Here is a 12,508-nt window from a genome sequence, read left to right as displayed (position 1 = left end):
CGCGATCCCGCAGATGGAAACGAGCGGCCAAAGGGATCATGGTCGAATGAGACAAGACAGGAAGGTTTGATGCAGACACTGACACCCATTCTCTCGACAGTCACGGCGGCATTTCTCGCCTCCCTGGTCGAGGTCGTCGAAGCCTTCACCATCGTGCTCGCGGTCGGGGTGACACGCAGCTGGCGCCCGGCCCTGACCGGTGCCGCCCTGGCGCTGGCGGTGCTGGCGGCCCTGGTGCTGGCGTTCGGCCCGTTGCTGGCGCTGGTGCCGATCACCACGCTGCAGTTCGTTGTCGGCGTGCTGCTGATCCTGTTCGGCATGCGCTGGCTGCGAAAGGCCATCCTGCGCAGCGTCGGCGTCATCGCCCTGCATGACGAGGAGGCGGCTTTCGCCAAGGAAACCGCGGCGCTGAACCGGCAGGCCAATGACCGCCGCGCCGACTACCTCGCCGGGCTGGCGTCCTTCAAGGCGGTGCTGCTCGAGGGCGTCGAGGTGGTGTTCATCGTCATTGCCGTCGGTGCCGCGCACGGGCAGACGCTTTACGCCAGCCTGGGTGCGCTGGCAGCCTTCATCCTGGTAATGCTTGTCGGCCTTGCCGTGCACCGGCCGCTGGCGCGCGTTCCGGAGAATGCGCTCAAATTCGTGGTCGGGCTGATGCTGACCAGCTTCGGCATCTTCTGGACCGGCGAAGGCATCGGCGCCGACTGGCCGGGCGCCGATCTCGCTCTGCTCGCCATCTTCTGCGTCGTCGCGCTGGCATCCTTTGCCATGGTGCGGTGGTTGCGCAGTACCTACCCCGCAGCCGCTGGAGGGCTCGCCCGATGAACGTCATTCGTCTTATTGCCAAGGAATTCTTCGGCATGTTCGTCGATGACGGCAATCTCGCGCTGCTGGCGCTGGTGCTGGTGGCCGCCGTCCTTGCGGCGGTGAAGCTGCTGGCACTGCCACCGTTGCTCGGCGGCGCGGTGCTGCTGGTCGGCTGTCTCGCCATCCTGTTGCAAAGCGTTCGCCGCGCCGCAAGCGCGGCCCAGCGGTAGCTCCGACGAACACACGGCTCAAAGCCTGACGGACTCAGCCGCGCAAGGTGCGGCAAGCGCGGGCGCCGAGCGGCAGGGGTGTCATTCCGCGGCCGCGCCGGCCACGGTCTTGCGGCTGGCGTCGATCATCCGCCGCCTGGCCCGGAACACGCCCCATTGCTGGTCGACCAGCACGCCGATGAGGATAACGCCGCCCATCACCGCGAAGTTGAGGGAGGACGGAATGCCGAGCAGGTTGACGAGGTTCTGCAACTCCTGCAGCAGCACGGTGCCGAGGATGACGCCGACCAGCGAGCCCTCGCCGCCGCGCAGCGAGAAGCCGCCGAGCACCGCCGCGGCAATGGCGTAAAGTTCGTAGAACTGGCCGTGGCTGGCCGGCGAGATCGAGCGCGTGTACATGGCGAAATAGATCGCCGACAGCGCCGTCAGCACGCCGCAGATGACGTAAGCCGCCATGACGATGCGCCCGGTGCGAATGCCCGAATATTTAGCCGCCTCCTCGTTCTTGCCGATGGCGTAGAGATAGCGGCCGAACACCGAGCGGTGCAGCACCACCCACATGACGATGGCGATGACGATCAATGCGAAAAAGGAGTTCGGCACGCCCCAGGAGCGGCCGGCGGTGAGGAATTCGAGTTCCGGAAAGTTCTGGCCGAAGGCGAAGCCGGCGGTGCCGTCGGCGGTGTAGAAGCGGGCGACGCCGCGATAGATCAAGAGGCCGCACAGCGTGACGACGAAGGGCTGCAGCTTGAGCCGTGTGATCAGCCAGCCATGCACCAGGCCGATAATGGCCCCCAATGCGATGATCAGCACGAAGGCCAGCGGCCAGTCGAGCTCGCGCACCGCGATGAAGTCGATGAACAGCGTGCCCAGCAACGCCACCAGCGAGCCGACCGACAGTTCGATGCCGCCGGTGATGATGACGAAGGCCTGGCCGATGGAAAGGATGCCGAACAGGCCGATCAGGTTCGAGGTGTTGGCAAGGTTGATCGGCAACAGGAAACGCGGGTTGATGATGGCAACGATGGCGCCCACCACCAGGATCAGGATCAGCAGGCCGAGATCTTTCTTGCTCATCGTCTTCTCCCCAATGCTTGCCTGAGCAGATCGCGCTTCCGCGACCCCGAGGCAAAAACTATTTCGGCTGCTTGCCCACCGCCAGCAGCAGCACGTTTTCCTGGCTGAATTGTTCCTTGTCGAGAATGCCCGAGATCTGGCCCTCATGCATGACGGCGATGCGGTCCGACACGCCGATCACCTCTTCCATGTCGCTGGAGATCATCAGCACGGCGACGCCTGCATCGGCCAACGCGCGCATCAGCCCATAGATTTCCGCCTTGGCGCCGATGTCGATGCCACGCGTCGGCTCGTCGAGGATCATCACCTTCGGGTTCATGGCCAGCCATTTGCCGAGCACGACCTTCTGCTGGTTGCCGCCCGACAGCGTGCCGGTGCGCGTCTGCACCGAGGGCGCCTTGATGCCGAGATTCTTTTTCTGCTTCTCGGCGGTTGCCGTTTCGGCGCCCGCCGACACGAGCGATCGCTTCGCATGGGCCGGCAGATTGGGCAGCGAAATATTCTGCGCGATCGACAAATCGAGCAGGATGCCGGTGAGCTTGCGGTCTTCCGGGACCAGGAAGATGCCGTGCGCGACGGCATCGGCCGCGGAAGCCAGCGCAAGCGGCGTGCCGTCGAGTTCGAGCGTGCCGCCGAGGCAGCCGTCGATGCCGAAGAACACGCGTGCGAGCTCAGTGCGGCCGGAGCCGACAAGGCCGGCAAGGCCGAGGATTTCGCCGCGCCTGACGTCGAGATCGACCGGCCGGCCGGGATAGGCGGGAGTGCGGACGGCCTTGGCCGCAAGCGCCACGGCGCCCGGCGCACGCGCCGCCTCGGAAGCCTTTTCGCGCTCCTTCAGCATGCGGCCGATCATCAGCTTGACCATCTGGTCGTGGTTGATGTCGCGCTTGCCCAGCGTGCCGGCCAGCATGCCGTCGCGCAGCACCACGACGCGGTCGGCGACACGCTCGACCTCGTGCAGGCGGTGCGAAATGAAGATGACGCTGATGCCGTCGGCCTTCAGCCCCTTGATGACGTCGAGCAGCTTGTCGGTTTCGGCGATCGGCAGGCTCGAGGTCGGCTCGTCGAGGATGACCAGCCTTGCCTTGATGGACAGCGCCTTGGCGATCTCGACCATCTGCTGCTGGGCAAGCGACAGGTCGGCGACCTGCGTGTCAGCGGAGAAATTGGCGCCGACGCGCTTGAGCAACGGCGCCACCATGGTGCGCAACCTGGCGCGGTCGACGAGCTTGAATGGCCCAGCGCGCAGCGGCTCGCGGCCGAAGAAGATGTTGGCGGCGACGTCGAGGTTCTCGAACAGGTTGAGCTCCTGGTGGACGAAGGCAATGCCCGAGCCAAGGCTGCCTTCGACGCTCAGGCCCTTGTGGGCGGTGCCGTCGACGGTGATGGTGCCGGTGTCCGGCGTGGTGACGCCGCCGAGGATCTTCATCAGGGTCGATTTGCCGGCGCCGTTCTCGCCGACCAGGCCGATGACCTCGCCCGGCCTGACCTCCATCGAGAAGCCGTCGAGCGCGACGACGCCCGGATAGGTCTTGCGCACGTTCTCGAGGCTGAGGAACGGGGCGATTGCCGAGATGGATGTGTCGGAATAATTCATCATGCCTGACAGCAGCCGGCGGGCCATTTTGGTCCATCTTCAGACTGACGATCCTCGCGGTGTTCGTCAATGCGATCAGCCGGCTCAAGGCGAGCTTGAGCCGGCTGAACTGCCTGTGGCCTTATTTTCCAGCCATCGCCTTCAGGTTGGCGGCATAGGCGTCGACATCATCCTTGCCGATGATCTTGGTCGGGATGATGATCAGATTGCCGGCCGGGATGCCCGACTTGTCGCCCTTGAGGTAGGCGGCCATCAGCTTCATGCCCTGATAGGCCCATTCGAAGGGCTGCTGTACGACGGTGGCGGCAATGGTGCCTTCCTTGACGCCGCCCAGCGTGATCGGATCGTCATCGAAGCCGACGACGGTGATCGAGCCGAGCTTGCCGGCGTCGCGCAGCGCTTCATAGATGCGCGGCGTGTTGTAGGAATAGAAGCCGACCATGCAGGTGACATCGGGGCTGGCGACCAGCGCGTCCTCGACATTCTTCTTGGCGCGGGCCTGGTCGATGTCGTCGCCGCGCACGTCGACGAGTTCGATCTTGGTGCCGGCAAGGCCATCCTTCATGCCCTGGATACGCTCCTTGGCGTTGTCGGCGCCGAGCAGGCCGACGAAGCCCAGGCATTTGCCGCCATTGGGCATTGCCTTCTTGGCGATTTCGGCCGCCTGCTTGCCGGCATCGACGTTGGACGAGCCGATATAGGCGACGCGCTTGGTCTGCGGCGCATCGCTGTCGGTGGTGAACAGCGCGGTTTGCGAGGCGATCTTGTTCAGGCCATCGGTAGAGGTCTTGGGATCGACGGCCGAGACCATGATGCCCTTGACGCCGGCCGTCACCAGATCGTCCATCAGCCGCTGCTGGATGGCGACCGAGGATTGTTCCGGATATTTGAGCTCGAGCGTGTAGTCGGGCAGTTCGCCCTGGGCTTTCTTGACGCCGGCTTCGGCGGCCTTCCAGAAATCGGACGCCCCGTTGACGACGAAGGCCAGCGTCGGCTTGTCGTCGGCGCGCGCGACGGCCGTCGCCGTCAGGCCGACAACCAGGGCCGCGGCGGCCACGGATGCATTGCGTATCAAAGACTTCATGTTCAACCTCCCGTTTTGGTCCAGCCATCGGCCGACCGGTCTTGCTCACTGCAAATTTGCCTTGCTCACCTGAATTTGCCTTTTGAGGCTTGGACGCCCCTCCTCCTCAGGGGTTCCCGGCACCGAAAGAATGGCGTCGCTCCAGCCACGGCCAGGGACTTTAGAGACTCATCCTTCGTTCGTAAATAGTCCGATTTGTCTGACATATCATATGTCCGAGAAAGATCTCGCGGAGTCCAAGTCCGCTCGCCATCGGGCCAGTCACGCTCGCTTTCCGTCACCCCCGGAACAATGAGCCCGGATGCGACGGATTGACGTTACAGCGCATTTTTGTATTAGTAAACAGTATTAGTCTTCACCCCTGTCCAGACCGGTCACCGCGCGTCCGCGTCGATGCGCCGGCGGGCCGATGCCTTAGCCGTGCAGTGTTTAAGGCCGCGCAGCCCTGCCTTTCCTGATGCACGGAGCCGCATGAGCAATGGACTGCAAGGCAACTAATAGATATAAATCATGGGGCAGCTTCTATAAATCGATACCACCGCGCTATCTTGTCGGCCCGGCAGGCTGCCGCTAGACAGGACCAGGGATCGGGGACAGAATGCAATGAGCGAAACGACGGATCGGGAGACGGCGAGGCGCCGCAAGGCGCCGGCAAAACCCAAGGGCCGGGTCACCATGACCGACATCGCCAGGGCCGCCGGCTGCTCGCAGGCGACCGTCTCCTTCGTGCTCAACAATTCGCCAGGGATTCGGCTGTCGCGGCAGACGCGCGAACGGGTGATCGAGGCCGCCCGGGCGCTGGGCTACAGCGCGCCGGCCTTCTCCGCACTGAAGACGCCGATTGCGGCCTTTGAGGGGCTTGACGGAGTGATCGGCTTTGCCGTCGACCAGCTCGCCACCAGCCCGGAGGCGGTGGTGGCCATCGAGGGCGCGCGCCAGGCGTCGTGGAACGCCGGCAACGTACTGCTGGTGGCGCAGACCATGGGCGACGCCGTGATGGAGCCGCGCGCCATACAGGCGCTGACCCGGCGGGGCATTTCGGCGCTGATCTACATGACCATCTTCACCCGCGAGATCACGGCGCCCGATTTCCTCTACAGCCTCGACATTCCGGTGATCCTGCTCAACTGCTACACGTCGGACTATGCCTTCCCCGCCGTGGTGCCCTCCGAGATCGCCGGCGGCCAGAGTTCGACCCGTCACCTGATCAGCCACGGCCACCGCCGCATCGCCACCATCACCGGCGAGCCGTGGATGCAGGCCGCACAGGACCGGCTGAAAGGCTACCGCCGCGCGCTCGCCACGGCCGACATCCCGTTCGACCCGGAACTGGTGGTGGAGGGCGACTGGTCGGCCAGCGCGGGCTATGCCGCGACGGTGAAGCTGCTGGCGCTGAAAGACCGCCCGACCGCCATCTTCTGCCAGAACGACCGCACGGCGATCGGCTGCTACGAAGCGCTGAAGGAAGCCGGCCTGCACATCCCCCAGGATATTTCCGTCGTCGGCTACGATGACGAGGAAATCGCCCGGCACCTGTTCCCGCCGCTGACCACCTCGATCCTGCCACACATGGCGATGGGCCAATGGGCGATCGAACAGCTCGAGGCGCCGGTGGTGACGGGACAGGGGCGGTATCCGATCACCAAGCTGGAATGCCCGCTGGTGGAACGCGAGAGCGTGCGGGCGATGGCGGCAGGCTGAGGCGAGGCGACGGGCTGACACAGCGCCTTGTCCGCCAGCGGGTCGCGAGGGTGTATTCCGTCGGTCCGCCGGCAGATCCGAAAACCCAGATCACCCTCTTGCGGCAGCGCCCTTGCCTGCGGCCACCCTGTGGGCGAACCCCATCGATCGCGGTCACCATCATGCCGTCCGTTGCCAGTAGGCGGCCGGGCAATTGTCGTCCATACTTGAGCCATGATGGGTCGAGGCTTGCGCTGTGTGCAGGTGTGTGCGGCTTTGCTGGCCGCGGACTGCCCGCGCGCCGAAGCCGACGGGACCAAACTCTTCCAGGCGGGCGCTTACTCCTTCTCGGACGAACTCGGCGGCTTCAGGATCCTTTCGGCCACAGGCGCCGGAACGCGCACCGACCCGATCGTGGTCACCGAGGAACTGGAGACCGCGGACCCGGTGACGCTGACCATACGGGCCGCCATGCCGATCCAGCCGTTCGGAACGGCGGGCAATTACGCGACCGGCTTCCTGCCGCTGAAGATCGTCGCCCTCAACAACAGCGGCGACGCCTGGATCGAATTCGAATTCGAGCTGCAGTCGATCATGAACCGGCCGAGCGACTATGGCGACGGGCTATCGTTCGACCAGGCGCAGCGCGAGGACAAAATGATCAAATCCGACAGCTTCGCCGAATTCAAACGCGACTTCGAGCCCTATGACAGGCTGCTGTTCCGCAAAGGCAAGGTCGACCCGCTGGAGACAGCCTCGTTTTCATTCCTGGTGACGGACTTTTCGCCGAAGGACCGGTTTTATCTGGTGGAGGAGCCAAGGGTTCCTTCGTCGTAGGGGCAGCGACGAGGTGGCGTGCGAGATGCTGTGCCGATAGTCTGCCATGCCTGAATGTTTGGGAGAATTTGATGCAGTTGACCCTTATAGAAGCCGATGCCGCCTTTGGGCTGGAGCAAAACAGCGTTTTGTTGGTCGGCTATCCTGGTGCCTACGGATGGCCGATCTTCGACGTGCATCGCAAGGGGCCATACCAAATTCAGCTTGATGCAGACGCACTGTCGACGCAGCTACAACTCAAGATGCCTGACGCACTGGAAGTGGCAAAGGAGCAAGCGCTAATCGTTAAGACGACCACAATTTATGTACGACTGGACGGCGGCGTAAAATGGCAATCCGAATGGGGCGAACTGAAAAAGAGATGAACGTGGATAATGGCGGCGCTGCGAGGATCTGGTTCGGCGATCATCTCAATCGGCAAGAGGACGCGAAGTTTCTAAGCAAATACCTGTTACAGCGAAATGCGATCGCGGTTGAGAGAGGCACGTCGATAAATGTCAATGCCCCCTGGGCGCAGGCAAGACGTACTTCCTGTCGGGGATGGCAGCGGAACTCGCTTCGGATGGCTATAAGGTGGCTAAGGTTGACGCTTGGCGAGACGACCACACCGACGTGGCATCGGTGCTGAAGGCGTTGGGAAAAACGAAGAAGACAAACTGAGAACTGCGCTGAAAAACAGCGCTGGCAAGACAGCGCTATTAGTTCTCTTGCCGCTTCCCTCATGGCGATGGTTATCGGATGACCAGTCAATTGCCCCCTAACAGTCCGCTCCTGATTTAAAACAAAAAAGGCAAACGCGTCAAAAAAGAGTAGCTCGTTTCCGAAGCCTTGAGCTAGAAGGCTTTGATTCGAAGAGGAGCTGCCCATCGTGGATAACGCTATCGAACCAAAGACGGATGCAACCCTCAAACCGGAGGAATCAGTTCGCCAGATCACAATCAAGGAACTTATCCGATTGGGCTGGCAAGAGGGTCAATTGCGATGGAAGCCTGAATGGCCTGTACCCCGCGCTCCTCATGACTTAACGAAACGCGAACGCGGCCAAAAGTATGAAGTCTGCGGCAGCGCAGATCTCGTAGCGTTTGCTGACTCAAGCGGCGAAGCACATGCTCTTCAGATCATTTTCGAGTTCAAGGCTCCGGATATTAACGCAGGGAAGGCGCAGCTCATCCGTTACCTGAGCAGCGAACCTATGGTGAAAATGGGCTTCTGGACGAACGGGAGTCAGACACTTGCGATCTATAAATGTCACTTTTCGGATTGGATTGAGATCGAAGGGGCACGCCTTCCCCAACCTAGCGACGACCTGACCCAAGCTCCGGCCGAGCCGCCGACTTGGGAAACGCTAAAGGTACCGAACGAGGCCGAACTGTCCGCAGTCCTGCGACGTATCGTTGCCACGGTCGTCATCGCCGATCCCATCGTCACCCGCCGCGAAGACCAGCTCCGTGAGCTGCTGCATGTGATGCTTGTCAAACTAGAAAGCGATGCCGTGTTCAGCCGCTCCGCTCGCCGGGCTGATCCGGTGGATTTTCGACTTTATGGTGCGGAAGCGGACAGGATTTCGCGAACGGTCGGAAAGATTCGGGAGCTGTTTAAGGACTACTTCACGCGTCAGCGTACGCGTATTTTTCTGGCGCATGATCGCGATGTCCTTTTGCTCAGTGACAGCACAATCTACGCCGTTGTCTCAGAGTTGTGGCCGTATCGCATTCTAGGTGATGAGATCGATCTTCTCGCCAAAGCATTCCAAATTTTCAGGACGTCAGCGCTGAAGAGTGGCGAAGGACAATACCTGACACCTCTGCGAGTCGTGCGACCAGCCATCTTGGCGCTCGATATCACCTCCTCGGACAAAGTGATTGATCCCGCCTGTGGTACTGGCGGTTTCCTGATCGAGGCACTCCGTCAGGTTGCAGCAAAAGAATTCCCAAAGCCTGAGGAGTCATGGAATCTTATCAAATGGGCGAATGACAATCTTTACGGAGTCGACAAAGACGACATTGGCATCAAACTTACTCGCGCGATGATGGTTGCCATGCGGGACGGGTCAACTCACGCACTTCTCGGAGACTCGATCCGGGCTAACGAATGGGCGACCAAATATACGAAGCTTCGTGATGAGCTCGGTAAGGATGCCGCGCCCTTTGTCCACGAACAGTTTACTGTCGTCGTCACAAACCCACCCTTCGGGGAGAATCTGAAAGTAAAGGCGGCAGACTGCAAATTAGGCGGATATACCATTGCCAATGCAGCAGCAATGAAGGGGCTGACCCACTACGCTGACCTTGAGATCGGCCTGGTCTATCTTGAGCTTTGCTATCGCCTTCTAGTTCCAGGCGGACGGATCGGCATTATCCTTCCAGAGACTTATTTCTTCAGCAAGAAGTATCGCTGGCTGCCAGGATGGATGGAAGGCAAATTGAAGCTGCGTGGCATGATGAACGTTCCGATGGAAGCTTTCGAAGAATTTTGTCGCGCCAAAACAAACTTCTACATCTTTGAGAAGCTGGCGCTGACCGAAAAGCAGACGGGCAAGGAGTAATTTATGGCCGTTCACAAACCAAAATGGTTCTCGGACGATTTCGTCATGGTCTCGACAGCACCAACCTGCGGGCTAACAAAGGGAGGGCGGCTCCTTAAGAAGATTGATCTTGAAACGGGGCGGCGGGTTCAGATTGAAGATACTGACACAGGCGTAATGGTCGATTCTATCAACGATCGCCTTCTTGAGGACATGCAGGCGCTAGCGAAGCTTACGGCCGTCCCTAAAACCAACGCCGGATTACCAGATACGCTCAACTTCGTTCCTATAGAGAAGGTCACGCTGAGTTGCGCCGTGCCAGTCTATTACGATCATCGGTTTGATGACCATTTCCGGACAATATTGGCTTCAGACAAGGAATTCGTCGGATTCAGCGCTGCCACCTTGGGCGAGCTCCAAGACAGCGGTCTTATCACGATACGCAATGGACACGGGTCGCCCTCACAAGAGCAAAGAATCGGAGAGGTTCCTTACATAAAGGTGTCTGATCTCCGTGCTGGTCACGTGAACATTAATCCCACTAACCGCGTTCCCCGTGCGGTAGCCGAGGCCTTCTGGCGCGGCACGTCGTCCGGATTACGGCCTTTCGACCTAATCTGCCCTGAACGAACATCTAAGAATATCGGCGATTTCTGCGTGTTAATGCCCGGACAAGAGCAGGTCATGACCACCAAAGAGGTCATCATTCTGCGTCCAGGCCCGAAGGCGGATTTCGACAATTTTTACCTGCTCTGGGCAATGACGTTGAAGACCGTCCGTGATCAGTGGAAGCGTGTGGTGTTTATGCAGACTAATCGGGAAGACGTCGGCAAAAGGTATCTTGAGATTTCAATTCCCATGGCGCCCAGCGCGACGCGTGCGGCTTCAGTATCACAGCCCTTCCGTGAATATTATACAAAGATCGCAGAAGCTCGGGTTGGATTGCAGAGCTACCTCTCAAAGAATTCTCGGCATCATTTCTTTGTCTCGGGTGCCGAGGCTGAGGAATTGGATGAGGATGCTATAGGAGCGGAGAGGACGTAAATATCTCGGGGCAATGGAGGAACCAGAGGGATTGGCTTGAACTGGCGCACCCGACAGGATTCGAACCTGTGACCTCTGCCTTCGGAGGGCAGCGCTCTATCCAGCTGAGCTACGGGTGCTTTCCGGTTATGCGGAAAACGAACCAGCCGGTGAACCGGCAAGTCACGGCTTCTTAGCGGAAGCGGGCGCGGGCTTCAACGGGCAATTGGGGATTGTGGGTGCGCTGTGATGGAGGCGGGTTGGTCCTCTCGCTGGTGCTGGCTTACCGGACATGGCGCTTCCCCTCTCCGTCTCGGCTTCGCCGAGCCACCTTGCCGGGCGGCCACGGGTCTCGCTCGTCCTTCGGACCCCATTTCATAAGGCGAGGAACCCAAACTTCGTAGGCGTCACTCCCCCACCTCGCTCTTCACCGTCCTTCTTCTCGCGCCGCGCACTTCCCGCTTCTTCTTGGCGCCCGCCAGCTCGTGCATGGCGTCGAGCTGCATCTGCTGCATTTCGGCCAGACGCGTCCATTGGCGCGAGATGAGGTAGTCGAGTTTTTCATGCAGATGGCGCACTTCGAGCTCGGCCTTGAGGTTGACGCGGTAGTCGTTGAAGGAGCGCAGGCGGTCTTTCACCTCCTGGCGCTTCTGGCTCATCATGATGACCGGCGCCTGGATGGCGGCGATGCAGGAGAGCAGCAGGTTGAGCAGGATGAAGGGATAGGGGTCGAAGGCGCCGGCCATGCCCTCGAACAGGTTGATGCCGATCCACACCAGAAGCACGCTGGCAAACGAGATCAGGAACCACCAGCTGCCGCCGAAGGCGGCCATGTTGTCGGAGATGCGGTCGGCGAAGGAGCGGTGCTCCTCGAACTCCTCTTCCGAGTTTTCGGAGATCGTGTCCTGCCGGGCGATCGATTCCACCACCTGGCGGTCGAGCTCGGAGAATTCGCCGTGCTCCTGCTGCAGCAGCTCCTCCATGTAGCGCATGCGGTAGCGGCCGAGCTCCTCGCGGCTGATGCGGGCGCCCCTGGGCAGGTCCGGGTGGTCGGAGCGGATGCGGTCGGCGAGGCTCGGCCTGAGATCGTCGATGCGCACCAGGTCGCGCTTGCGGAATTTGCGGCCCGAGATCGCCGATGGCTTCTTCTTCGGCTTTATCCGCGACGCGCCTGGGCCGGCCGGTTCGGAATCCGGCACTTCGGGCGTGTCGAAATGCTCGTCCGAAACCCCGTGCAAATCCTCCTGCGTGGTCGGCGCCTCGAGATATTCGCCGCCGCTGTCGTTCTGATTGTCGGCGGCTTGCTGCTCGGATGCCTTGGGAGTGGTGCTCATGATGGGCTCCTGCTGTCGCGCTGCACGGGAGGATACGCCGAGGTGGCGGGACATATCCACTGTCGGTTTCCGCAGCCTATGCCATGTCTTCCGCACGATTGCGTGACAGCCGCAAGACGATAGCCGGCTGCGGGCTTTTCGGGGTGTTCTACTCTTGGGCGCAATAAGGCCGGCCCTTCGCAGGGCGCTGGATTATCGCAGGCATTCGGGGTTGCCCGACTTCGTCGCACCAGGGCGTGCAGCCGCGCAGCGGCGTCGCGGAGACCCTGGGATCCATGCCGCGACACATGAGCGCCGCAGCTGTGCGGAGTTCTG

The 12,508-nt window shown here is 61.1% G+C and carries 11 protein-coding genes and 1 tRNA gene; 7 read left to right on the top strand and 5 right to left on the bottom strand.

Translation table 11 applies throughout. From position 1 onward, the window contains the following. Positions 1-69: 69 nt before the first annotated feature. The gene (locus FJ930_RS28895) at positions 70-825 is read left to right on the top strand and encodes a COG4280 domain-containing protein (RefSeq protein WP_141841033.1); all 756 of its coding nucleotides are present in this window, start codon (positions 70-72) and stop codon (positions 823-825) included. Then, positions 822-1,037, top strand: a complete 216-nt coding sequence (locus tag FJ930_RS28890) for a hypothetical protein (RefSeq protein ID WP_140748212.1) — start codon at positions 822-824, stop codon at positions 1,035-1,037. The genes FJ930_RS28895 and FJ930_RS28890 overlap by 4 nt, the downstream gene beginning before the upstream one ends. A gap of 81 nt (positions 1,038-1,118) precedes the next feature. Here the strand turns inward: FJ930_RS28890 and FJ930_RS28885 are convergent, their stop codons facing one another. The 3 genes from FJ930_RS28885 to FJ930_RS28875 form a co-directional block, all read right to left on the bottom strand. After that, positions 1,119-2,114, bottom strand: a complete 996-nt coding sequence (locus FJ930_RS28885; protein WP_141841032.1) for an ABC transporter permease — start codon at positions 2,112-2,114, stop codon at positions 1,119-1,121. Positions 2,115-2,172: 58 nt separating this feature from the next. Then, positions 2,173-3,711: a sugar ABC transporter ATP-binding protein gene (locus tag FJ930_RS28880; RefSeq protein ID WP_141841054.1), complete on the bottom strand. Its 1,539-nt coding sequence runs from the start codon at positions 3,709-3,711 to the stop codon at positions 2,173-2,175. A 121-nt stretch (positions 3,712-3,832) separates the two neighbouring features. Beyond that, positions 3,833-4,795, bottom strand: a complete 963-nt coding sequence (locus tag FJ930_RS28875) for a sugar-binding protein (protein WP_141841031.1) — start codon at positions 4,793-4,795, stop codon at positions 3,833-3,835. Between the two features lie 603 nt (positions 4,796-5,398). On the opposite strand from FJ930_RS28875, the gene FJ930_RS28870 reads away from it, so the two are divergent. The 5 genes from FJ930_RS28870 to FJ930_RS28850 all read left to right on the top strand — a co-directional run bounded on the left by FJ930_RS28870 (position 5,399) and on the right by FJ930_RS28850 (position 10,880). Beyond that, positions 5,399-6,496, top strand: coding sequence for a LacI family DNA-binding transcriptional regulator (locus tag FJ930_RS28870; protein ID WP_181763501.1), 1,098 nt, complete (start codon positions 5,399-5,401; stop codon positions 6,494-6,496). A 213-nt stretch (positions 6,497-6,709) separates the two neighbouring features. Beyond that, positions 6,710-7,312, top strand: coding sequence for a hypothetical protein (locus FJ930_RS28865; protein WP_141841030.1), 603 nt, complete (start codon positions 6,710-6,712; stop codon positions 7,310-7,312). Positions 7,313-7,383: 71 nt separating this feature from the next. Next, positions 7,384-7,677: a hypothetical protein gene (locus FJ930_RS28860; protein ID WP_141841029.1), complete on the top strand. Its 294-nt coding sequence runs from the start codon at positions 7,384-7,386 to the stop codon at positions 7,675-7,677. A gap of 503 nt (positions 7,678-8,180) precedes the next feature. Then, positions 8,181-9,857: an N-6 DNA methylase gene (locus FJ930_RS28855; RefSeq protein WP_141841028.1), complete on the top strand. Its 1,677-nt coding sequence runs from the start codon at positions 8,181-8,183 to the stop codon at positions 9,855-9,857. Positions 9,858-9,860: 3 nt separating this feature from the next. After that, positions 9,861-10,880 (top strand): hypothetical protein, encoded by a 1,020-nt coding sequence (locus FJ930_RS28850; protein ID WP_141841027.1) that lies wholly within the window; start codon positions 9,861-9,863, stop codon positions 10,878-10,880. Positions 10,881-10,922: 42 nt separating this feature from the next. Here FJ930_RS28850 and FJ930_RS28845 read toward each other — a convergent pair. Then, positions 10,923-10,999: transfer RNA gene (locus FJ930_RS28845), tRNA-Arg, on the bottom strand. Positions 11,000-11,266: 267 nt separating this feature from the next. Then, on the bottom strand, positions 11,267-12,193 hold the full coding sequence (locus tag FJ930_RS28840; RefSeq protein WP_141841026.1) for a DUF1003 domain-containing protein: 927 nt from the start codon (positions 12,191-12,193) through the stop codon (positions 11,267-11,269). Between the last annotated feature and the right edge of the window lie 315 nt (positions 12,194-12,508).

This window comes from Mesorhizobium sp. B2-4-15 (assembly GCF_006658505.1).
In the GTDB taxonomy this organism is placed as follows: Bacteria; Pseudomonadota; Alphaproteobacteria; order Rhizobiales; family Rhizobiaceae; genus Mesorhizobium.
Note: the sequence above shows the minus strand (reverse complement) of the source record. Positions and strands in the feature narration are given on the sequence as shown.

Coding starts and splice junctions, on each gene's coding strand:
- FJ930_RS28870 (WP_181763501.1), top strand. CDS start 5,399: ATGAGCGAAACGACGGATCGGGAGACGGCGAGGCGCCGCAAGGCGCCG.
- FJ930_RS28895 (WP_141841033.1), top strand. CDS start 70: ATGCAGACACTGACACCCATTCTCTCGACAGTCACGGCGGCATTTCTC.
- FJ930_RS28860 (WP_141841029.1), top strand. CDS start 7,384: ATGCAGTTGACCCTTATAGAAGCCGATGCCGCCTTTGGGCTGGAGCAA.
- FJ930_RS28890 (WP_140748212.1), top strand. CDS start 822: ATGAACGTCATTCGTCTTATTGCCAAGGAATTCTTCGGCATGTTCGTC.
- FJ930_RS28880 (WP_141841054.1), bottom strand. CDS start 3,711: ATGAATTATTCCGACACATCCATCTCGGCAATCGCCCCGTTCCTCAGC.
- FJ930_RS28840 (WP_141841026.1), bottom strand. CDS start 12,193: ATGAGCACCACTCCCAAGGCATCCGAGCAGCAAGCCGCCGACAATCAG.
- FJ930_RS28865 (WP_141841030.1), top strand. CDS start 6,710: ATGATGGGTCGAGGCTTGCGCTGTGTGCAGGTGTGTGCGGCTTTGCTG.
- FJ930_RS28850 (WP_141841027.1), top strand. CDS start 9,861: ATGGCCGTTCACAAACCAAAATGGTTCTCGGACGATTTCGTCATGGTC.
- FJ930_RS28875 (WP_141841031.1), bottom strand. CDS start 4,795: ATGAAGTCTTTGATACGCAATGCATCCGTGGCCGCCGCGGCCCTGGTT.
- FJ930_RS28885 (WP_141841032.1), bottom strand. CDS start 2,114: ATGAGCAAGAAAGATCTCGGCCTGCTGATCCTGATCCTGGTGGTGGGC.